Raw genomic sequence first — 22,814 nt, forward strand, 5'->3', positions numbered from 1 at the left:
CCGGCACGGACCATAAACCCCAGCCCCGGCGGCGTCATCAGTTATCGTGCTTGTTTTCTCGCCCCACTGCAGAGGGAAGAAAAGACGGGCTCCCGCGTTCCCGGGAACGCTCTCCGCCTGCGGTCCTTCGAGACTGATCTCGATCATATGGTTCCTGCCGGACAGCCATGCAAGGCGACCGGTCGCGGAGGCCTCACTTGCGGCAGCAGATGATGAAGCGCTGGTAGAGATGGGTACGCAGCCGGTTGCGCAGATCGGCCTGGCGCCTTTGGGCAGCGGCAATCGGCCGATGCGAAGAGATCACGATATCCCTGAAACCGGCCTGCTCCAGGAACGGAAGGAGATCGGCGCTCCGTAGCCCCCTACCGAAAGGCAGCCTCTCCATGATGCGGGCATGGCGCTCGCTCATCGCGCCGTCATAATAGGGATCGGCACCGCCGAGGCGGTCGATCAGGGCGATGAGCTTGGACGCCATCCGGCCGACCCTGGTGGGCCTGGCCCAATCCCCGTCGAAGAATAGCAATCTGCCGCCCGGCTTCAGCACGCGATACCAATCGGCAAAGGCCTTCTGCGGCTCGGTCAGTGTCCAGACCAGATGCCGGCAGACGACCGCGTCATAGGCGCCTTCCGGTTCCATGGTGTTCTCGGCGTCGCCGAGCCGGAAGCGCAGGCGCTGCCGGCCGGCATGCTTGCGACGGGCCACCGCCAACATGGCCTCGGAGAAATCCAGGGCCGTGACCTCGTGGCCGAGCGCCAGCAGCAGCTTGGTGATCTCGCCCGTCCCACAAGCCAGATCGAGGATCCGGCGCGGTTCGGTACCGAGATGATCGCGGATCGCCGCGGCCCAGGCCTCGAATTCCGGCCCTTCGGGAATATGATGCCCGAAGGCGCGGTCGAAGGTTTCCGAACGCCTCGACCAATAATCACGGATCTCTTCCTTGAGATCGAAATTCGCTGAACTGGCGCCCGTCATCCGTCGACCCTCCTCATCTGTCGGTTGAGCCCGCGTCATGACGCAGCCGCGACCCAGCCCGGCCGCGGTACTGGAAGATCCGGATGCCGATAGCGGATGAAACAACCACCGGTACCGTCGTGGACAACCTCAGCGGCGACACCGAAGACCGACTGGATGCGCGAAGCCGTCAGCACCTCGGACGGAGGACCGATCGCCTCGATCCGCCCCGCCTGCATCAGCGCGACCCGATCGCAGAACATCGCCGCATGATTGAGATCATGCAGGGCCGCCACGACAGTGAGGTTCTGGCGATGAACCAGATGCAGCAGGCCGATCTGGTGGCCGATATCGAGATGATTGGTGGGCTCGTCGAGAAGCAGGATTTCGGGCTGTTGCGCCAAGGCGCGGGCGATGTGGAGGCGCTGGCGCTCGCCGCCCGAGAGCGTATGCCACAGGCGAGCGGCAAGGCTGGTCATGGCAACCTCCTCCAGTGCGAGGTCGACAATGGCATCGTCCTTGCCAGACCAGGGCATGAAGGCACCCAGATGCGGCGTCCGCCCGAGCTCCACGGCCTGGCGGGCGGTAATGCGATCGGCCGTCTCGGCCTGTTGCTCGACCAGAGCGATCCGGCGCGCGATTTCGCGGCGAGCCAAGGCGTGGAGTGGCTGGTCCGACAGCAACACCTCGCCGCCCTGCGGGCGGCGGATACCGGCCAGCAGGGACATCAGGCTGGTCTTGCCCGAGCCGTTCGGGCCGATGATGCCGAGCAACTCGCCCGGACGAACCTCCAGCGATACACCCTGCAGGATCGAGGCCCCGCCCGCCGACCAGGACAGATTGCGTGCCGACAGGCTCATGCCGTCGCCTTTCTCTGGCTGAGGATGAGAGCGAAGGCCGGCGCGCCGACAAGGGCCGTGATCACCCCGATCGGCAGGACCTGGCCGGGGATGATGATCCGGGACAGAATGTCCGCGACGATCATGAAGACGGCGCCGATCAGGGCGCTGGCCGGCAGCAATCGCCCATGGCGCACGCCCACCACCATCCGCGCGGCGTGCGGAATCACCAGACCGACGAAGCCGATCGATCCGACGATGCTGACCATCACCGCCGTCATCATCGCCGCGACGCCGACGAGCACGACATAAGCGCGCCGGACGGAAATGCCGAGGGATGCCGCCGATTCCGTGCCGAAGGTGAAGGCATCAAGCGCGCGAGCGTGCCAGAGGCAGACCAGCAGCCCCACGGCCGTGATCGGCAGGGCCAGCCAGACATCCGGCCAGCGCACGCCCGAAAGATTGCCCAGCAGCCAGAACATGATGCCCCGCGCCTGTTCGGCATTGGCCGCCTTGGTGACGATGAAGGAGGTCAGGGCATTGAAAAGCTGAGACCCCGCCACGCCTGCGAGGATCACCGCGCCGGTTCCGCGCCCCGATCGCATCGCCAGCAAGGCGACGAAACCGAAGGCCACCAGCGCACCGAGAAAGGCGCCGGCCGGCAGGCTCAAAAATCCCGCGCCGAGGCCGAGAATGGCGACCCCGACCGCCCCCGTCGATGCCCCGGCCGAGATGCCGAGCACATAGGGATCGGCCAACACATTGCGCAGCAGCGACTGCAGCACGACACCCGACAGCGCCAGGGCCGCGCCGCAGCAGGCCGCGACGACGGCGCGGCTCAGCCTGTAGTTCCACACGATGCCTTCATCGATGCGATCGAGAATGTAGCCGGCGCCCCACAGGCGGTTGGCCGCCGTCTTGGCCACCACCTCCATCGGGATGGCCGTCTCGCCGATGGCGGCGCCCAGCCAGAGCGCCAACACCAGCACGGCCAGCGCCAGCATGCCGATTGCCAGCAATCGCGTGACAGCGCGGTTCATCTCAACGCTTCAGGCCGAAACGCTGGATGGCATCGGCGAGCATCTCGATGCCGTCGACGACGCGCACGCTCGGCTGCATGGCCTGGACGTCCATTTCCACGACATGGCCCTGCTTGACGGCCGGCATCAGGCTCGCCACCGGATCGGTCTTGAGGAAATTAAGCTTCACGGCGATGTCGTCGGCGGGATAGCGGCGACGGTCCATCCTCCCGGCGACGATGATGGTGGGATCGGCCTTGGCGACGGTCTCCCAACCGACGCTCGGCCATTCCTCCTCGCTTTCCACGATGTTCCGGACAGCCAGGACGGACATGATGTAGCCTGGGACGCTGTTCTTGCCGGCCATATAGGGATCGACATCGACCTTGGCGCTCGAAAACCAGAAGGCAGCCGAGACCTTGCCATCGCCGGCGGCGATCTTGCGGCGGGCGGCTTCCTCGCGTGCCTTCAGGTCCGCGATGACCTTCGAACCGCGCTCCTGCACGTCGAAGATCTCGGCGAGTTCCCTGATCTCCTGATAGACCAGATCCATGGTGAAAAGGGTGCCGCGCGTGCCGTCGCCACCGCTGGAATTGTCCTTGCCGACGCAATCGGCGGGCGAAACATAGGTCGGGATACCCAGTTCCTCGAACTGCTCGGGCTTGCCGACGATGCCACTGGGGCCGACATGCCACTGGAACTGGGCGGTCACGAGGTCGGGTTTCTTGGCGATCACGCTTTCGAAGCTCGGATCATTGTCGGCCAGGCGCGGAATCTTGGCGTTGGCCTCTTCATAGCCCGGCAGAACCGGGCCGAACCAGACGGCCGTCCCCACCACCTTGTCGGCAAGACCGAGAAGGTAGAGAACCTCCGTACCGCTCTGACCGACGGAGACAGTGCGCCGCGGGGCATGGTCGAAGGTGACGCTGCGTCCGCAATTGGTGATCTTGAGCGGATATTTGGTCGCCTGGGCGGCGGCTGGATCGATGCTCAGCGTCAGGCTGAAGCCGGCCGCAAGCATGACGGCGAAGCTCGACCAGCGGGCCTTGCTCCAGCGGGCCCTTGTCTTGGGAAAAGTCATGACGTTCTCTCGGTTCGCGATAGGAAGATGGCGCTGTTCGGCGCAGGGCCGAAAACGGGAAACGTCCTCAGGCCAGGCTGTGGCAGAGGGTCTGATGGCGCGAAGCGGAGGGAACAGGTGGGCGACGGCCCGAGATGGCGGGAAGAAACGTCACATTGTCTCCTGTTCCGGGCATCCCCGCCCGTGACATGGGATTGATCGAGATGACGGCAGGTTTCCTGGCTCGCGGATATCGGCCTTGCCTCTGCCTTCCCATGGGGTCACCCACAGTGGCATGGCGCTTTTGGCGCCACGAGGATGCTCGGCAATCCGCCTACAGTTGCGGGGGCAGCCACGGCATGGGCTTCGAGAAAGCCGGACCGTGTTCCCTATTACTCCCATCGGGCTCGCACCCGACGGGAACCGTCAGTGCCACAGTTACCGGGGTGTCCCGATCGCGGTCAAGCGAATATGCAAAGCGGGTGGCGGACGATGGCGAGCCCTGTTTTCCCGCCCCAGCGCGCGCCTTCCCTCACCTGGAGCAAAACGCTTTAGGCCCGACAGGCCAGGAACCCCTGTTCGATCACGTCTTTCGGCAGATTACGCCCGATGAACACCAGACGGCTCCTGCGCTCCTCTTCTGGCTTCCAGGGGCGCTGATGATCGCCCTCGATCAGCATATGCACACCCTGCACCACGAAGCGCTGGGGATCGCCGTCGAAGGCGATGATGCCTTTCAGCCGCAGCATGTCGGTGCCGAATTGCTGCACGATCGTGTTCAGCCAGGGCATGAACTTGCCAGGGTCGAGCGATTCCCGGGCGACGAGGGCGAAGCTGCCGACATGGTCGTCATGCTCATGGTCATGGAATCCTGCAAGAAAATCGGGTTCGGCTTCCAGGATGCGGTCGAGGTCGAAGGCACCGCGATCCAGCACCTTGTCGAGCGCGATATCGCAGCGGCGTGTCTCGTGGAGGGTAGCGGTGGGATTGATGCGACGGATCCGCTTCACCACCCGTTCGAGTTCCTCGGTCGTGACCAGATCGGTCTTGTTGAGGAGGATGGTATCGGCGAAGGCAAGCTGCTCCTGGGCCTCATGCGCTGTCTCGATTTCGCCGAGCAGGTGCTTGGCGTCGACCACTGTGACGATCGAATCGAGCCTGGTCTTGGCGCGCACATCGTCGTCGACGAAGAAAGTCTGGGCGACCGGCGCGGGATCGGCCAGCCCGGTCGTCTCGATCAGGATGGCATCAAAGCGGTCACGTCGGCGCATCAGGCCCTCGATGATGCGGATGAGATCGCCGCGCACCGTGCAGCAAATGCAACCATTGTTCATCTCGAAGATCTCCTCGTCGGTATCGACGACGAGATCATTGTCGATGCCGACTTCGCCGAACTCGTTGACGATGACAGCATATTTCCTGCCGTGGCTCTCGGTCAGGATGCGGTTGAGAAGCGTGGTCTTGCCTGCTCCGAGATAGCCAGTGAGGACGGTGACGGGTGTCTGCGGCGCGGGCTGCATGATGTCGGAATTCCTTGATCCGTTGCAGGCGCCTGGGAGCATGTCGATACCACGGGCGCCAGAATGGGCTTCATTTATATGAAACGTTATAACATAACTATCTTTATCTCGGTAGACCGTCAACGGTGTTGCGGGTGTAACCCGCATTCTGGCCGAGGGGCACATTGCCGGCATTCGCGACCGCGACCGTTCCACCGCAATTGCCTGTCAGCGTGGGAAATCGGCGTGGGAGATTTTCGAATCATGGCCCCTGTCGGGTAAGTGTCCATGATGTCCCTGGAATGGAATCAGGCTCCAAAGGTGCATCCTGCAGGCATGACCCGCTCTTCTCCTCAAGATCCTCTCTCCGTCCTCAACGCCATATTCGGCTACAGCGCCTTTCGCGGCCAGCAGGAGGCGGTGGTGCGGCATGTCACCGAAGGCGGCGATGCCGTGGTGCTGTTCCCGACCGGAGCCGGCAAGTCGCTGTGCTACCAGATCCCGGCTTTATGCCGACGCGGCGTCGGCATTGTGGTCTCGCCGCTGATCGCACTGATGCGCGACCAGGTCGAGGCGCTCAAGCAGGCTGGCGTGCGCGCGGCGGCGCTCAATTCCTCGCTGTCGCGCGAGGAAGCCTACAAGGTCCGCCGCTCCCTGATGGACGGCAAGCTCGACCTGCTCTACGTCGCCCCCGAGCGTGTGGCGACACAGGGTTTCCAGTCGCTGATCGCCGATGCCGACATCGCGCTCTTCGCCATCGACGAGGCCCATTGCGTCAGCCAATGGGGCCACGACTTCCGGCCCGAATATCGCGAACTCGGCGGCCTCGCCGCTTCCTTCCCCGGCGTGCCCCGCATCGCCCTCACTGCCACGGCCGACCCGGTCACTCGCGCCGACATCATCGAGCGGCTCGGTCTCAACGAGGCCGAGGTCTTCGCCACCAGCTTCGACCGGCCCAACATCAGCTACGCCATCGTCGAGCGTGACAACGCCCGCCGGCAATTGCTGGCCTTCCTGGCTGCGCACAAGGGCAATAGCGGTATCGTCTACTGCCTATCGCGCGCCAAGGTCGAGGAAACGGCGCAATGGCTGAACGAGCAGGGTATCCGCGCCCTGCCCTATCATGCCGGCCTGGAAGTGGCTGTTCGCAGCGCCAACCAGGACGCCTTCCTGGAGGAGGAAGATCTCTGCCTGGTCGCTACGGTTGCCTTCGGCATGGGCATCGACAAGCCTGATGTACGCTATGTCGCCCATCTCGATATCCCGGCCTCGGTGGAAGCCTATTACCAGGAGACGGGCCGCGCAGGGCGCGATGGCCTACCCTCGGATGCCTGGATGAGCTACGGCATGGCCGATGTGGTACAGCGCCGCCGCATGATCCAAGAGGGCAATGCGCCGGAGACGGTGAAGCGGGTCGAACTCGGCAAGCTCAACGCCCTGCTCGGCATCTGCGAAACCGCCGAATGCCGGCGCAAGGCCATCCTCGCTCATTTCGGCGAGACCCATCCCGGCCGTTGCGGCAATTGCGATACCTGCCTTTCGCCGGTCGAGAGCTGGGACGGCACCGATGCCGCGGTCAAGGCGATGGCCGCGATCTACCGCACCGGTCAGATGTTCGGCGCCGCCCATATCATCGACGTGCTCACCGGCAAGGTCACGGAGAAAGTCCAGCGCTTCGGCCACGACAACCAGCCCGTCTTCGGGGCCGGCAAGGACATCGAGGCGCGTACCTGGCAATCTGTGCTGCGCCAGCTCACCGCCGCCGGCCTCGTCAATGTCAATCATGAGGCTCATGGCGCCCTGATCCTGGCCGAAGAGGCCCGGGCCGTGTTCAAGGGCGAGCGGCAAATCGTCTTCCGCCGCGACCGGCCACGCAAGAGCACCGAGGCAAAACGCGCTCGGCGGGGTGAGGTCGAGATGTCGGAACGCGACGGCGCCCTGTTCGCCGCCCTTCGCACCGAGCGCAGTCGGCTCGCCCGCGAGCAAAGCGTGCCGCCCTACATGATCTTTGCCGACACCACATTGCGCGCCATGGCGAGCGAGCGCCCCGGCACCCTGCCCGAATTTCTGGCCCTACCGGGCGTGGGGCAGGCGAAGCTGGAGCGCTACGGCGAACTCTTCCTGGAAGTCGTCAGGCGCGAAGGCTAAAGCGTTTTGCGAAGAGACGGGATCACCAAGAATCGCAAAGACGCGTCGAAACAAAGAGTTAGAGGAAATAAGCGTTCACACTTGAACGCGTTTTGCTCTAGGATGGCCACGCGATACCGATGGCTCCAGCCATTGTGCAGCGGCGCACATGCCGGACCTGCGCCAACCTCCCCCGCCTTGACGCCGTTTACCATACATTTTAAGTTAGTGAACGAACGCTAACTTAAATGCGATTCTCCCGCGCCCGGTACGCGCCCATCCAGGAACCACGCCGATGCTCGCATCGCTGATGTCCGCCCGCCGCTTCTGGCCCCTGTTCTGGAGCCAGTTCTTCAGCGCCTTCAACGACAATTTCATCAAACAGGCCCTGATCGTCCTGGCTGTCTACGGCATCGCCCAGACGGCGCCGATGGAAGGCAGCAACAGTCTGGTTTCCCTGGCAAGCGCCCTGCTGGTCGCACCGGGGCTGATCCTGTCCGGTCTGGCGGGCCAGATGGCCGATCGCTACGACAAGGCCGTCGTGGCGCAACGCATCAAGCTGGTCGAGATTGTCATCATTGCCATCGCTGCTGTCGGCTTCGCGATGCATTCGGTTCCCGTGCTGCTCTTCAGCATGTTGGCGATGGGGGTCCTGGGAACCCTGTTCACTCCAGTCAAATACGGCATCCTGCCCGACCATCTCGCGCCTGAAGAACTGCCGGCCGGCAATGGCCTGATCGAAGCCGGTACCTTTCTTTCGATCCTGATCGGCACACTCGGTGCCAATATCGTGGCACCCGATCTGCCCAGCACGTTGGTAGCCGGCGTCATGATCGTGATCGCCGTGGCGTGCTGGTGGTTCGCTCGCGCAATTCCACCGACGGGACAAGCAGCGCCGGACCTCAAGGTCGATTGGAATGTCGTGCGTTCCAGCTACCAGTTGGTCCGCCTGGTCGCAGCCGACCGTAAGCTCCTGATCGGATCGCTCGCCGTAGCCTGGTTCTGGCTGATCGGCATTGTCATCCTGTCCCTGACGACATCGCTCGCCCATGATGTCATCGGCGGCGACAATACGGTGAACTCGCTGTTCTTCACCGCTTTCTCGATTGGCATCGCTCTCGGTTCGATCCTGGCGGCCCGCCTCGCCGCCGGCCGCATCATCCTGCTGCTCTCGCCGATCGGTTGCATTCTGATGGGCGTGTTCTGCCTTGTCGTAGCGGTGATCGCCTTCGCGACCACGCGCTCCGAAGTGCCATTGGGCGTCATGAGCTATCTTGCCAGCGCCAACGGCATTCAGACCACGCTCGTGCTGATCCTGACTGCCGTCGCAGCAGGTCTGTTCATCGTTCCCGCCTACGCCGCCGTACAACACTGGGCTCCCAAGGATGAACGGGCTCGCGTCATCGCCGGCGGCAACGTGATCACCGCCATATTCATGGTGGTGGGCGCCGGCGGCCTCTCCCTGCTGCAGGCCCAATTTGGCCTGACCACGCCGGTCGCGTTTCTGGGTATCGCCATCCTCAACATCATCGCCGGCATCGTCCTGCTCTATGTCCTGCCGATGAGCCGCTTCCGTGACCTCATCCTGCTGCTCTACCGGCTGATCTACCGCCTCGAGGTCAAGGGCATCGAGAACCTGGAGACGCCGACACCGCATCGCATCATCGCGATCAATCATGTCAGCTTTCTCGATGCCGGCCTGGTCCTGGCCCTGCTTGACAAGGACCCGGTGTTCGCCATCGATCACACCATCGCCAAGGCCTGGTGGGTCAAGCCCTTCCTGAAGATCTGCCGGGCCTATCCGCTCGATCCGACCAAGCCGATGGCGACGCGCGGGCTGATCAATGCCGTGAAAGCCGGCGAAACCCTGGTGATCTTCCCCGAGGGACGCCTCACCGTTACCGGCGCGCTAATGAAGGTCTATGACGGCGCCGGCCTGATCGCCGACAAGTCGCATGCCGACATCGTGCCGATGCGTATCGACGGCTTGGAGCGCACGCCCTTCACCAGGCTCGATGCCAACAAGGTCTCGCGCCGCTGGTTCCCGAAGGTGACGGTGACTTTCACCGAGCCGACGCGCCTTACGATCGACGATGACCTGCGCGGCAAGAAGCGCCGCCAGGCCGCCGGTGCCGCCCTCTACGACGTGATGTCGGACCTCATCTACAAGACGAGTTCCGTCGACACCGATCTCTTCCGCGCTTTGGTGGCGGCTGCCGACAAATATGGCCGCAAGCGGGTGGTGCTGGAGGATCCGGTCAGCGGCAGCCTCACCTATAAGCGCCTGCTCATCGGCATCAACGTGCTCGGACGCAAGTTCGAAGCCTTCACAGCGCCTGGCGAACATGTCGGCGTGCTCCTGCCCAACGCCAATGCCGTCGCCGTCACCTTCTTCGCCCTGCAGTCGATCGGTCGCCTTCCGGCCATGCTGAACTTCTCGGCCGGCCAGGCCAACCTGATCTCGGCCTGCAAGACCGCGCAGGTGAAGACAGTGCTATCGTCCCGCGCCTTCGTGGAGAAGGGCCGGCTCGGTGACGTCGTGGCCGCGATGGAGGCGCATGTCCGCTTCGTCTGGCTGGAGGATGTGCGCGCCGAAGTCGGCACCGCCGACAAGCTGAGGGGCCTCCTCGGCGCCGGACGGGCCCATGCCAAACCCACGCCGGACGCCCCTGCCGCCGTCCTGTTCACCTCGGGTTCGGAGGGGGCACCAAAGGGCGTGGTGCTGTCGCACCGCAACATTCTCTCCAACATCGCGCAGGTCGGCGCCCGCATCGATTTCGGCCCCGGCGACATCGTCTTCAACGTACTGCCGGTGTTCCATTCCTTCGGCCTGACCGGTGGCATGATCCTGCCGCTCGTCAACGGCGTCAGGCTCTATCTCTACCCAACACCGCTGCACTATCGCATCATTCCCGAGTTGATCTACGGCACCAACGCCACCGCCCTGTTCGGCACCGACACCTTCCTCGCCGGCTATGCCAAGATGGCCAACCCCTACGACTTCCGCTCGCTGCGCTATGTCGTGGCCGGCGCTGAGCCGGTGAAAGTGGAGACGCGGCGGGCCTATAACGAGAAGTTCGGTCTGCGCATCCTGGAGGGCTATGGCGTCACCGAGACCTCGCCGGTGCTGGCGCTGAACACGCCGATGTTCAACAAGAACGGCACCGTCGGCCGGGCACTACCCGACATGGAGACGCGGCTGGAGGAAATCCCGGGCATCGAGGAAGGCGGGCGCCTGCATGTGCGCGGCCCCAATGTGATGCTGGGCTATCTCAAGGCCGATCAGCCAGGCGAGATCACCGCGCCCGAGGAAGGCTGGTACGACACCGGCGACATCGTCACCATCGACCCGCAGGGCTTCATCGCCATCAAGGGCCGCGCCAAGCGCTTCGCCAAGATCGGCGGCGAGATGGTTTCGCTCGCCGCGGTCGAGGCCATGCTCGCCGACCTGTGGCCGGAGAGCCCGGTCGCCGTGCTGGCGACCCCCGATCCACGCAAGGGCGAGCGGCTGGTGCTGATCACGCCGCACAAGCAGGCCAACCGCGCCGATGTGATCGCGCATCTGCGCTACAATCACGCCGCCGAATTGATGATCCCCTCGGAGATCACGATCATCGATGCCATGCCGGTGATGGGCACCGGCAAGACCGACTATGTCGGCCTTAACAAGATGCTGAAAGAGCGCCAGGCCAATGCCGCGGCCGGTGAGGCCAAGGTCACCCCGCCTGCCCCGCTGCCGGACTTGCCCGATTCGTCCAGACCCGCCGAGATTCTGCCCGCCGCGCCTTCGCCCGCGCAGGGCAATGGCGCCGAGCCTGGCTCCCACCGCCCGCCGCCCGCTCCGCTCGCCGCGCCGGGTCGCCCCGCCGGCGATTCCAAGCCTCCGGCGGACCAGGCAGCCGAAGCGGAAGCACCGGTTGCGGCCAAAGCCATCCAGGATGGAACGGGCGAGAACCATGCGTGACGGATCGAAGACCCGCGCCAAGATCGTGACGGAGGCCCTGCGCCTGTTCGCCGATAAAGGGGTGGCAGGGACCTCCATCCGCGATATCGCCGGCGCCGTCGGCGTGGCGGAGGCAGCTCTCTACCGCCATTTCGCCTCCAAGGACGCCCTGTCACGCTCCCTGTTCCTCGATGGTTATGCCAGGCTTGCGGCCGATATCCTCGCCGCCGACCAGACCCATCCCCGGTTCGATGCCAAGATCATGCGGATCGTCGAGGTCTTCTGCGAACTTTTCGACGAGGATCGGGCCCTGTTCACCTTCCTGCTGCTCTCCCAGCACACCCATCTGGCCGAAGTGCCTGATGAAACCGACAGGAACGTCGTCGAGGCCGTGCGCTCGATCTTTGCCGGAGCCATGCAACGCAGGGACATTCCCGAGCGAGACGCCGACCTCTTGACCGCGATGGCGCTGGGCATCGTCGCCCAGCCCGCCATCTTCACCATCTATGGTCGTCTCCAAGGCCCGCTGCGCAATCGCGCTCCGGACATGGCGAAGGCCATTCTCGCACTGATGGGTTGAAAGAGGCGTTCGCGGGAATGCTCCTTCGCAAGAAACAGTGCTGCCGCAAGACAAGAACTGCCAGGCTGGTGACAGCCCGACCCTGCCGGAAAACCTCATATCTTCCGGCAGCAATACCCATTTTGTAATTGATCTAGCTTGATTTTTTATATCCGCCAGTAGTCTTGCGGAGGTTGACCTCCGCTGCACCTTCGGCCATAGGCATGCGCCCTGGTCCAAAGGAGGCGTCATGTTCGGCAAATTGTTCGATCGGCGCTGGCGGCACCTTCCGAGACTGTTCATCTCGCTCTGGCAGGTCAGTCCCGCGCTCGGCGGCATCATCCTTGCGGTTCGCCTCCTCTGCGCACTGCAACCACCACTGGTGATCTATGTCGGCAAGCTCATCGTCGACGAGATCGTCGAGCTCAATCGCCTATCTCTTCCCGGCGCCGGCTTGAGCGAATGGCTTAGCAGCGGGCGGCTCACGCCCCTGCTGGCCTTTATCGGCCTGGAGTTCCTGCTCACTCTGGGAAACACGGTGCTCATGCGGGCGACCGCACTGGCCGAAACTCTCCTTGGGGAGCGCCACGGTAATGCCATGGCCGTGCTTGTCATCGAACATGGCGTAAGCATGGATCTTGCTCAGATCGAAAGCAGCGACTTTCAGAATCGCATGCAGCGAGCGGTTGCGCAGACAGCCATGGGAACGCCTCTCCTCGCCCAATTGCTGGGCCAGGCCCAGAATATCATCACCGTCATTGCCTTGGCCGCCGGATTGATTGCCTTCATCCCGGGATTGATGGTGTTGCTGCTGGTCGCGCTGATCCCTGCCCTTGTCGGCGAGGCCCATTTCAATGCGCAACGCTATGGCATCAGCCGCGATTTCACGCCGTTGCGGCGCGAAGCCGAATATATGCGCTTTACCGGGGCCGATCCGCGCATCGCTAAGGAAATCAAGCTTTTCGATCTCGGGGGCTTCTTTGCGCGGCGCTTTGGCGAACTCGCCGGCGAAATCCATCGCGCCAACCGGGCCATCGCCCTGCGCCACACCACCTGGAGTAGCCTGCTCGGCGGGGTGGCGTCGATCGCCTATTATGCCGCCTATGCCCTGGTGGCTTGGCGGGCCGTCATCGGGCAGATCAGCCTCGGCGATCTCGTCTTCCTTACCGGATCGTTGCTGCGCCTCAGTGGCCTGTTCGAAAGAACCATGCTGGGCTTTGTCGAGCTCGCCGACCGCAGCTATTACCTTGATGACTTCTATTCCTTCCTCGATACGCAGCCCTCGATCAGGCGAGCGAGCAATCCGCATCCCATGCCGTCAGCCATGCGCGATGGCATCGTGTTCGAGAATGTGGGTTTTCGCTATCCAGGCCGCGAAGCCTGGGCGATCCGCCGTCTCAGCTTCCGCCTGACGGCAAGGCGGACCCTGGCTCTGGTCGGAGAGAATGGCGCCGGCAAGACGACGATCGTCAAGCTGCTCACCCGTCTGCATGATCCCGATGAGGGTCGCATCCTGCTCGACGGCGTCGATATTCGTACATTCGATCTGGCAGCCTACCGAGACCGTATCGGTACGGTTTTCCAGGATTTCGCCCGCTATAATCTCACAGCGGCCACCAACATTGCTGCTGGCCGTATCACGGCGCTGGCCGAGCGTGCCCGTATCGAGGAGGCCGCGCAGAAAAGCCTGGCCGACCGATTGATCACCGCCCTCCCCGCCGGCTACGAGCAGCGACTTGGCAATGGCTATATGCGTGGCCATGATCTTTCGGGCGGCGAATGGCAACGCATCGCCATCGCGCGGGCTTATTTTCGCGACGCCGAAATTCTGATCCTGGACGAACCCACCGCGGCACTCGACGCCCGGGCGGAAGCCGACGTGTTCGAGCGCTTTCGGAATCTCAGCACTGGCCGCACGGCACTGTTGATCTCGCATCGCTTTTCCACCGTGCGTATAGCCGATCATATCCTCGTACTCGAACAAGGCGGGATCATCGAGGAAGGCAGCCACGCGGCATTGATCGCCAGGGGCGGCCGCTATGCCGAACTCTTCCAGCTTCAGGCTGCCGCCTATCAATAAACCGGCTTTCGTCCGTTTCCAGCGCGGCCGCCGAACTCCAGCCGGAAGACCACGCCGGGCTGGCGGCCGATGACGCCGATACTGCCGCCATGCATGTGCATGATGTCGCGAACGAGATGAAGACCAAGGCCGGCGCCCCGGCCGTTCTGGTGATGCTTGACGAAAGGCTCGAAGATGCGCTCGCGTAGATCAGCCGGAATCCCGGGGCCCTCATCGCAGACCTCGATGCGTCCGCAGTTGCACAGCAAAATGATCTCCCCTCTTCGCCCGCCATGGTCGACAGCGTTCTGCACGAGATTCATCACGGCCCGGCGCAAGCTGGGTCGATCTCCCCGAATGGTGCCGGAACCCGCACTGTCAAACCGCATGGTGTATCCAGCGGCAAAAACGATCGGCGCCATTTCCAGAGCGACCTCGCTGACGAGACCTTCTATATCGATCGTCTCGAATTCGACCTTGCCCTGCCTGAGACGCTGGAGGTCTAGCATCTGCTCTGTCAGGATGGTCAGCCGTTCGGAATCCTCCAGCAATTGCGAGCGTGCGGCCCCGTCCGGCAGCGCGCCGATCCTCGTGCTCAGAATGGCGATCGGCGTGCGCAGTTCATGCGCGGCATCGGCCAGGAAGCGCTCCTGGCGTTCGAAGCCTTCGTCCAGGCGATCGAGTGCCCGGTTCACGGCCTTCACCAGCGGGGTGACCTCACCGGGAATATCGTCCGTCGAAAGCCGGCCGCCCCTTTCGATGGCGTCGATGGCATCGGCCTGTTTCGCTGCCCGATCGACACCTGCCAGGGACTTTCGCACCACGAGCGGCGTTGCGATCAGGGCGCCGACGGCCATGACCAGAACGATGGGCGCGACCAGCTTGGCCAGGACGAGCGATGCCCCCATCATCACCAGCAATGGCGAGGCGAAGACTTCGGTGCCGGTGATGAATTGCAACCGGCCTGCAGATGTCTCGGCCCAGCGCATTCGCGCGGTCGGCCGATCGGGATCGCCGATGTTCCAACCAAGCCGCGCCTGCCCGATCTGATCGAGCGCCGTGCCGATACGGGCGTATTCCTCGGGGATGCGTCCTTCGCTGAGCCTTTGTCCCCTGGTGTCGCGAATGAGGAACCACAGATCCGGCTCCTGCTTGCGCAAGGCTTCCAGCGCAGGGGTCGCCTCGAGGGCCAGTGCACCGGACGGTTGCCGGATGACGGCATCACGCAGCATTTCGATGGTCGCATCGGTCGATCGCAGGCTGGCAAGCTGCCCGGAGCCGAAAAGCACCGCCACCACCATCAGCAGAACCACCGACTGCACCCCCAGCAGCCGCCAGAACAGGCGCTGGCGCAGAGAGTATGGCCCGCCGGAGCTCACGTTTCCTCGCGCAACATGTAGCCGAGCCCGCGCACCACATTGACGACGACGCCGGCCTGGGCCCCAGCCAGTTTGCGCCTGAGCCGCGAGATATGGGAATCCAGGGCGTTGGACTGAATTTCATCGTCCAGGCTGAACACCGCTTCCATGAGAACCGAGCGCGGCACCATGCGCCCGACCCTCCGCATCAGGCATTCCAGCACGAGAATCTCGCGCCTTGGCAGGTCGAAGGGCCTGCCATCGACCGATATCTCCTGAAACGTCATGTCGAAAGACAGCCTGCCGATGCTGATCCGACTCGGGCGCAAATCGCTGGGCCGGCGCATAACCGCGCGCAGGCGCGCCAACAACTCGTCCAAGGCAAAGGGTTTGGCCAGATAATCGTCCGCCCCCAGTTCGAGCCCGGTCACCCTCTCCGGCACCGCCCCCTTGGCGGTGATCACGATGATGGGAAGCATGACGCCCCGGCTTCGCAGCCTCGCCACCAGATCGAGGCCATCCCCATCCGGAAGCTGACGATCGAGCAGGATGGCGTCATAATCGATATCCCCCGCGACAAGTTCGGCATCGGCCAGCGTGGCGACATGATCCATGACCATGTCGTGCTTGACGGTGAGCGCTGAGCGTAACGCCGCCGCCATGCGTGGTTCATCCTCGACGAGCAAGACACGCATATTGCCCCTCAGCCTTCATGATCAGCCCTATCGTCATGGAATCGCGGCGTCATCGGCGGCGACCCGGCATCCCCGGCGACTGATACGATAGACGGCAGCCGGAGGAAAATTGCGCAAGGTCCAGCCGATCCTGTCGCAACGCAGCCCCTGGGCTCGCAAGATCCTCGCAGGGATGGGGCATTTCAGTCCATAGGTGAACTGATAGAAAGCGCCCCCCTGGATCAGGCGTTCGAAACAGTCCCCAATCAAGGCATAGAGATCGTTGCGGCTGAGATTCGGCAAAGGCAACCCGCTGACGATGGCGCCGAAGCTGCGATTTCGCAAAGCCTCCTCGCGTGCGATCTCCCTGACATCGATCGGGAGCAATCGCGCATGCGGGAAGCGGTCTTGTAGGCCGGTGACGAAGGATTCTTCGCGCTCGATCAGGGTGATGTCGTCCTCTGCGATGCCCCGCGCCATGAGCGCCTGGGTGAAGATGCCGGTACCGGGGCCAAGTTCGAGCACCGGTGCCGACACGGCGGTGATTTCCCGGGTGATCAGCGCCGCCAGAACGGCACTGGAGGGCGTCACCGACGCAATGCGCAAGGGCCGCCTCAGCCAGGCGCGGAAGAACCGCGATCTATCGGAATTGAGCATCGAAACCTTCGTGTTGGCGTGGAAAGCACGCGTCACGAACGGCACCAACATTACGGCACTCTGGCGAAGACGATCGATACCATCCTCTCGAACCGGCGCGCCCCGGGTTGCGGTGCACGCCCCTCATCCGTCATGATGAGGGATAGCCCGACGATTCAGATTGTCCCTGCCGGAATGAAGCCCCTATGACCGAAGCTGCCCTGGAACCCGTTCGCCTCGCCGACTATCGGGTCCCCGCCTTCCTGATCGATACGGTGCATCTCGATATCCGGCTCGAGCGGACGCAGACGCGTATCGTCTCCACCCTCACTCTGCAGCGCAATGCGCGCAGCTCGGGGCAGGATACCTTGAAGCTCGACGGCGACAGCCTCGTCTTCGTGGAGGCCTGGCTCGACGGCGTGTCGCTGCCATCGGAAGCCTATTCGGTTTCGCCCAATGGCTTCAGCCTCCACCATCCGCCCGCCGAACCCTTCACGCTGGCCATCGAGACGCGCCTGGATCCGTCCGCCAATACCCAATTGATGGGGCTCTACCGATCCAACTCGGCCTATTGCACCCAATGCGAGGCCGAGGGCTTCCGGCGCATCACCTATTTCCTCGACAGGCCGGACGTATTGTCGGTCTACACCACAAGGATCGAGGCCTCGTTCCAGGAAGCGCCGGTACTGCTCGCCAACGGCAATCGGACCGAGCACGGCTCCTTGGCCGACGGCCGTCACTTTGCCGTCTGGCACGACCCCTTCCCCAAGCCCTCCTATCTCTTCGCCATGGTGGCGGGCGACCTTGCCATGGTGGCCGACAGCTTCACCACCCGTTCCGGACGGCAGGTCAGGCTGGAGATCTATGTCGAGCATGGCAAGGAGGATCGTTGCGCCTATGCCATGGATGCCCTCAAGCGCTCCATGCGCTGGGACGAAGAGGCCTTTGGCCGGGAATACGACCTCGACATCTTCATGGTCGTCGCCGTGTCCGACTTCAACATGGGCGCCATGGAGAACAAGGGCCTCAACATCTTCAACGACAAATATGTGCTGGCCCTGCCCCAGACGGCCACGGACGGCGACTTCGCGGCTGTCGAGGCCATCATCGCGCATGAATATTTCCACAACTGGACGGGCAATCGCATCACCTGCCGCGACTGGTTCCAGCTCTGCCTGAAGGAAGGCTTGACGGTCTTCCGCGACCAGGAATTCTCCTCCGACCAGCGCTCGCGGCCCGTCAAGCGCATCAATGACGTCAAGCTCCTTCGCAGCCAACAATTCTCCGAGGACGGCGGGCCGCTCGCCCATCCTGTCCGGCCTGAAATCTATAACGAGATCAATAATTTCTACACGGCCACGGTCTATGAGAAGGGTGCCGAGGTCGTGCGCATGCTCAAGACCTTGATCGGCGGGGAGGCCTTCGCCGCCGGCATGGATCTTTATTTCCAGCGCCATGACGGAGAGGCTGTCACCATCGAGGATTTCCTGACCTGTTTCGCCGAGGCAAGTCGGCGCGATCTCGGCCAGTTCATGCTCTGGTACAGGCAATCGGGTACACCGGAGATCCGCGCCGAAGGACGCTGGGACGAGCAGGCCGGCACCTATCACCTCAACCTGAAGCAGATCCTGCCGGCGACGCCGGGTCAGCCCAACAAGCAGCCGATGCTGTTCCCGATCCGCCTCGGTCTGGTCGGCGAGGAGGGCGATCTTGCCGTCACGCTCGACGGCCAGCCTTTCGATGGCCTGGTGGCCCTGGCCGAATCCGAGCGCAATTTTGTGTTTGGCAATGTGCGCCAAGCGCCCGTCCCCTCGCTGCTGCGCGGCTTCTCGGCCCCGGTCAAGCTCACGGTCGCGCTCGACGAGGAAGCTCTGCTGACCCTGCTCAAGGCTGACAGCGACCCCTTCAACCGCTGGCAGGCGTCCCAGAGCTACGCACTCAAGCTGCTGTTGCGGCTGGTCAAGGATCCGGCGACCCCGGTCGATCCGCGCTTCGTCGCGGCTGTCCGTGGCCTCCTTGTCGAGGGGGCCGCCGATCCGGCCTTCACCGCGCTCTCCCTGGCCTTGCCCAGCGAAACGGATATCGCCCGTGAAATCGGCAATGACGTCGATCCGCAGGCGATTTATCAGGCCCGCTCGATTCTGCGGCAGACCTTGGCTCGGGAGTTGCAGGTCGACCTGCTGCGCACGATCGAGACCATGACGGTGGCGGGCCCCTATTCGCCCCAGGCCGCCGATGCCGGACGGCGTTCCCTGCGCAACGGCGCACTCGATCTGGCCTGTGCCGGAGGAACCGCACGAGCACTCGATGTCGCCGCGACGCAGTTCGACAAGGCCGACAACATGACCGACGAGATGGCGGCGCTCGCCACGCTAGCCCTGTCGGGCACGCCGGCCGGCGAACGAGCCTTGCGCAGCTTCCGGGAACGCTACGACAGCGATCCACTGGTCATCGACAAATGGATGGGCGTGCAGGCGATGCTGCCGCTTGAGGCCACGCTGGACCGCGTCAAGGAACTCATGCGCGATCCCGCTTTCTCCCTGCATAATCCCAACCGCGTCAGGGCCTTGATCGGCACCTTCTGTTCCGCCAACCAGACCCAGTTCAATCGCCCCGATGGCGAAGGCTACCGCTTCGTCGCCGACATCATCCTGGCGATCGACCCGAAGAATCCGCAATTGGCGGCCCGGCTCCTGGTCGCGTTCAAGACCTGGCGCTCGCTCGAACCAGGCAGGCGCACCTTGGCGGCGGCGACGTTGCGCGATATCGCAAGGCGGCCGGGGTTATCGCGCGACGTTGCTGACATCGCGCAAAGATCGCTTGCATGAACCGGTTGTTGCAACTATGCGGTCATTTCTGGCGAGGCTGGCCATTGCAATCGAGAGTACTGGTGCCTCTAGGGAAGCATTCATAGGCTGCACCCGATGGAAAGCAGCCCCGCCCCACCACATCTTGTGGTATAGAGTTTTCAACCCCATACATGTAGCCAAAGCATCAAGATTTCGTCTTGAATCGGGCGCGAATTCTTCGCTTTTCAGCCGCAAATGGACACAAATAATTAAAAAAGTGTTCACGCCGACTCTAGACAAATCACGTGAAGGTTGATTCTTATAGCCTTATCGATTCGGGGGCGGTGATGAACACCTGCTCTATCGCAAATTCTCAGATAAGGCTGGAAGGGCTTAGCAATGGCGCGTGCAAACGCGACACATGCGTCTTTGCGCGCGCCGGGCATCCGGGGCCTTGCCAAGACACTGGTCTGCCCAACCTATAGGCGACTGATCGGGCTTGAGCCGATCCTGCGCAAGGCCGTGCCCTTGCTGATCATCGCCTTCCTTGCCGTCATTGCACTCGCTGCCTTCATCCAGGCCCGCGACAGCCGCCAGCAAGCCATGCAGGATGCCGGCCGCAACCTCGATCTGATCGTCTCGGCCGCCGCCGCGCAACTGAGCGCGATCGTCGCCCAGAGCGGCCGCGTGCCAACCCGTGCCGCGATCACGGCTCCCGACCACGTCCTGCTTGCCGTGATCACGCCGCATGGCCGCCTGCTCAACGACAACGGCGACGTCGCCGGCCTGATCGGCGCGATCGGCGACCGCGTCAGCGGCCAGTTGACCGTCACGGTCGGTGGCACCGCCATGCTCGCTTCGATCGGCACCAGTGAGAGCCTGCGCATCGTCGCCGCCAAGCCCGTCGACGATATCCTGGAGGGCTGGTATGCCCTCAGCGGCCGTCTGCTCGTCTTCACCACCACCACCGGCGGCGTGCTGCTGATCCTGGGCTTTGCCTATTACTGGCAGGCTTCGCGGGCGCGCCGGGCCGACGATATCTACAACAATGTGCGCAACCGGCTGGAAACCGCGCTCAGCCGTGGGCGCTCCGGCCTGTGGGACTGGGATCTCGAGGCCGGACGGGTGTTCTGGTCGGATTCGATGTTCCATCTGCTCGGCTACGAGCCGCAGGATGATCTTCTGGTCCATAGCGACATCGATCGGCTGATCCATATCGACGACGGTGGCTTGCGCACCCTTTCCGCCGAACTGCTGGCCAAGGATCCGCCACTCGCAATCGACCGGCGTTTCCGCATGCGTTGCGCCAATGGCGAATGGATCTTCGTGCGCGTGCGCGGCGAACTGGTCTATGGCCCGCAAGGCAACAAGCGGCTGATCGGCATCGTCGTCGACGAAACCGAGGAGCGGCGCTTCGCCGAGCACACCAAGCGAGCCGATTTGCGCCTGCGCGACGCCATCGAGACCATCTCGGAGGCCTTCGTATTGTGGGACGCCGGCAACCGCCTGGTGATCTGCAATTCCAAGTTCCAGGCCTTGCACAATCTGCCGGATGGTCTCGTCCGCCCCGGCACCCATTACAGTGCCATCGTCGAGGCCGGCTCCCAGCCGGTGGTGCGCACCAACATGTCCGCCAACGCACCGATCGAGCGTGGCGCCCGCACCTTCGAGGCGCAGCTCCAGGACGGCCGCTGGCTCACCATCAACGAGCGGCGCACCAAGGATGGCGGCTATGTCTCCGTCGGCACCGACATCACCTCGCTGAAGGAGCAGCAGACCCGGCTGATGGACAGCGAGCGCAGCCTGATCGGCATGATCGCCGACCTCAAGCGTTCCAGGCAGGTGCTCGAACGCCAGACCCAGGAATTGGCCGAATTGGCTGAAAAATATGCCGAGGAGACGATCAAGGCCGAGTCCGCCAACCGGGCCAAGTCGGAATTCCTCGCCAATATGAGCCATGAGCTACGCACGCCGCTCAACGCCATCATCGGCTTTTCCGAATTGATGGAGAACGGCACCTTCGGCTCGCTCGGCCAGCCGCGCTATGTCGGCTATTGCAAGGACATCAACGACAGCGGGCGCTATCTCCTGAATTTCGTCGACGACATTCTCGAAATGTCGAAGATCGAAGCTGGCGAAGTCACGCTGCAACGCGAACTCGTGGCGGTCGACAGGCTGCTCGGCGACCTCCTGCGGTCGATCCGGCCCGAGACGGAAGCAAAGAAGCTCAGCCTCCACCCCTCCTGGAGCAATGGCGTGAACGTTCAGGCCGATCGCCGAGCCCTGCGCCTGATCATGAACAATCTTCTCTCCAATGCCATCAAGTTCACGCCGGAAGGCGGCAGGATCGGCGTGCGCATCCGCCAGCACGGCAACCGGGTTGCCCTCTATGTCGAGGATTCCGGCATCGGCATTCCGGCGGAAGCGATCGGCAAGCTCGGCCGCCCCTTCGAGCAGGTTCAGACCCAGTTCACCAAGACGCATAAAGGGTCGGGCCTCGGCCTTTCCATCGCCAAATCCCTGGCGGAATTGCATGGCGGCTCGATCCGTATCCGCTCCGCCGTGGGCGTCGGCACCGTCGTCATGGTGGTGCTGCCGGTCGAAGCCACGCGTCCGATGATCGAACCGGCCATCCCCGTCCTGATGCGCCCCGTGCCGAGACGGCCGGCATCGGCAGCCTTGCTGCACTGACGCCGGCGCAATCGCCTCGGCCACCTTTTGCGTGGTCAGGTTCGGCTCGTGCCCCCTTTACCGGTGTTTTCAGCACCATCCATCTGCTGTTGCAGCGCCGCCAGCCGCGCCTCCTGAGCGGCGATGCGGTCGGCCAGGAGGTCCTCGTTCGCGGCCCCGGAGGATGCCGCCGCCTGCTCCATCAATTGACGGATGTTCTCGCGAATGATCGCGATCTCGGCATCGTAGGATTGTATCGTGCGGGGCGTGTTCATTCTTCCGGCTCCGTGGTGAACAACAGGGGATAGCCCTGGCTGCGCGCCATCTCCGTCGCCCGCGTGGCCTTTGTCTCGGCGATGTCGTGCGCAAAGACAGCCACCACACAGACGCCTCTTTGATGGGCGGTAAGCATAACGCGATAGGCCTGTGACTCGTTCATACGGAATTCGGCCTTGAGCACCATCACCACGAATTCCCGGGGCGTATAGTCGTCATTGACCAGAATGACCTTGTGCAGCCGCGGCCGCTGGGTCTTGAGTTCGGTCTTGGTACGAGGGCGAAAGTCAGTGTCGCTCATTGGCAGAAATCTCCCAATGAAGGCTCCCGTCTGGAAGCGAGGATCAATCCCAT

At 63.4% G+C, this 22,814-nt stretch carries 16 protein-coding genes and 1 riboswitch; of the genes, 6 read left to right on the plus strand and 10 right to left on the minus strand.

Features of this window, described 5'->3' with window-relative positions; translation table 11 throughout:
* Positions 1-193: 193 nt before the first annotated feature.
* From ACN6KF_RS13345 to ACN6KF_RS13365, 5 genes are all read right to left on the minus strand, one after another.
* A complete protein-coding gene (locus ACN6KF_RS13345; RefSeq protein WP_434957291.1) occupies positions 194-973 on the minus strand; it encodes a class I SAM-dependent methyltransferase in 780 nt (259 codons plus the stop codon).
* A 35-nt stretch (positions 974-1,008) separates the two neighbouring features.
* Positions 1,009-1,812, minus strand: coding sequence for an ABC transporter ATP-binding protein (locus tag ACN6KF_RS13350; protein ID WP_434957292.1), 804 nt, complete (start codon positions 1,810-1,812; stop codon positions 1,009-1,011).
* Positions 1,809-2,831, minus strand: coding sequence for a FecCD family ABC transporter permease (locus ACN6KF_RS13355; protein WP_434957293.1), 1,023 nt, complete (start codon positions 2,829-2,831; stop codon positions 1,809-1,811). The genes ACN6KF_RS13350 and ACN6KF_RS13355 overlap by 4 nt, the downstream gene beginning before the upstream one ends.
* Position 2,832: 1 nt before the next feature.
* Positions 2,833-3,891 (minus strand): ABC transporter substrate-binding protein, encoded by a 1,059-nt coding sequence (locus ACN6KF_RS13360; RefSeq protein ID WP_434957294.1) that lies wholly within the window; start codon positions 3,889-3,891, stop codon positions 2,833-2,835.
* Positions 3,892-4,082: 191 nt separating this feature from the next.
* Positions 4,083-4,313, minus strand: a riboswitch (cobalamin riboswitch).
* Positions 4,314-4,421: 108 nt separating this feature from the next.
* Positions 4,422-5,390, minus strand: a complete 969-nt coding sequence (locus ACN6KF_RS13365; RefSeq protein WP_434957295.1) for a CobW family GTP-binding protein — start codon at positions 5,388-5,390, stop codon at positions 4,422-4,424.
* A gap of 270 nt (positions 5,391-5,660) precedes the next feature.
* On the opposite strand from ACN6KF_RS13365, the gene recQ reads away from it, so the two are divergent.
* The 4 genes from recQ (at position 5,661) to ACN6KF_RS13385 (ending at position 14,078) form a co-directional block, all read left to right on the plus strand.
* Positions 5,661-7,517 (plus strand): DNA helicase RecQ, encoded by a 1,857-nt coding sequence (gene recQ / locus ACN6KF_RS13370; protein WP_434959673.1) that lies wholly within the window; start codon positions 5,661-5,663, stop codon positions 7,515-7,517.
* A 274-nt stretch (positions 7,518-7,791) separates the two neighbouring features.
* Complete coding sequence (locus tag ACN6KF_RS13375) at positions 7,792-11,460, plus strand: acyl-[ACP]--phospholipid O-acyltransferase (protein ID WP_434957296.1); 3,669 nt, start codon at positions 7,792-7,794, stop codon at positions 11,458-11,460.
* Positions 11,453-12,019 carry a TetR/AcrR family transcriptional regulator gene (locus tag ACN6KF_RS13380; protein ID WP_434957297.1) on the plus strand — a complete coding sequence of 189 codons (567 nt, stop codon included), beginning with the start codon at positions 11,453-11,455 and terminating at the stop codon, positions 12,017-12,019. The genes ACN6KF_RS13375 and ACN6KF_RS13380 overlap by 8 nt, the downstream gene beginning before the upstream one ends.
* 229 nt (positions 12,020-12,248) lie before the next feature.
* The gene (locus ACN6KF_RS13385; protein ID WP_434957298.1) at positions 12,249-14,078 is read left to right on the plus strand and encodes an ABC transporter ATP-binding protein; all 1,830 of its coding nucleotides are present in this window, start codon (positions 12,249-12,251) and stop codon (positions 14,076-14,078) included.
* Here the strand turns inward: ACN6KF_RS13385 and ACN6KF_RS13390 are convergent.
* The 3 genes from ACN6KF_RS13390 to ACN6KF_RS13400 are packed head-to-tail and all read right to left on the minus strand — an operon-like array spanning position 14,072 to position 16,746.
* Entirely contained in the window at positions 14,072-15,436 is a 1,365-nt protein-coding gene (locus ACN6KF_RS13390; protein ID WP_434957299.1) for a sensor histidine kinase, read from the minus strand. The two genes, ACN6KF_RS13385 and ACN6KF_RS13390, sit on opposite strands and share 7 nt — an antisense overlap.
* Positions 15,433-16,110: a response regulator transcription factor gene (locus tag ACN6KF_RS13395; protein WP_434957300.1), complete on the minus strand. Its 678-nt coding sequence runs from the start codon at positions 16,108-16,110 to the stop codon at positions 15,433-15,435. Before ACN6KF_RS13395 ends, ACN6KF_RS13390 begins: the two co-directional genes overlap by 4 nt.
* 33 nt (positions 16,111-16,143) lie before the next feature.
* Positions 16,144-16,746, minus strand: a complete 603-nt coding sequence (locus ACN6KF_RS13400; protein ID WP_434957301.1) for a class I SAM-dependent methyltransferase — start codon at positions 16,744-16,746, stop codon at positions 16,144-16,146.
* Positions 16,747-16,931: 185 nt separating this feature from the next.
* Here ACN6KF_RS13400 and pepN point away from each other — a divergent pair, with 185 nt between their 5' ends.
* Both pepN and ACN6KF_RS13410 read left to right on the plus strand, forming a co-directional pair.
* Positions 16,932-19,553 carry an aminopeptidase N gene (pepN, locus tag ACN6KF_RS13405; RefSeq protein ID WP_434957302.1) on the plus strand — a complete coding sequence of 874 codons (2,622 nt, stop codon included), beginning with the start codon at positions 16,932-16,934 and terminating at the stop codon, positions 19,551-19,553.
* 360 nt (positions 19,554-19,913) lie between these two features.
* The gene (locus ACN6KF_RS13410) at positions 19,914-22,205 is read left to right on the plus strand and encodes a sensor histidine kinase (protein ID WP_434957303.1); all 2,292 of its coding nucleotides are present in this window, start codon (positions 19,914-19,916) and stop codon (positions 22,203-22,205) included.
* Between the two features lie 35 nt (positions 22,206-22,240).
* Here the strand turns inward: ACN6KF_RS13410 and ACN6KF_RS13415 are convergent, their stop codons facing one another.
* Entirely contained in the window at positions 22,241-22,459 is a 219-nt protein-coding gene (locus tag ACN6KF_RS13415; protein WP_434957304.1) for a DUF3450 domain-containing protein, read from the minus strand.
* Positions 22,456-22,761, minus strand: a complete 306-nt coding sequence (gene clpS, locus ACN6KF_RS13420) for an ATP-dependent Clp protease adapter ClpS (RefSeq protein WP_434957305.1) — start codon at positions 22,759-22,761, stop codon at positions 22,456-22,458. Before clpS ends, ACN6KF_RS13415 begins: the two co-directional genes overlap by 4 nt.
* Positions 22,762-22,814: the final 53 nt, after the last annotated feature.

This window comes from Labrys methylaminiphilus subsp. lupini (assembly GCF_051161885.1).
Classification (GTDB): Bacteria; Pseudomonadota; Alphaproteobacteria; order Rhizobiales; family Labraceae; genus Labrys.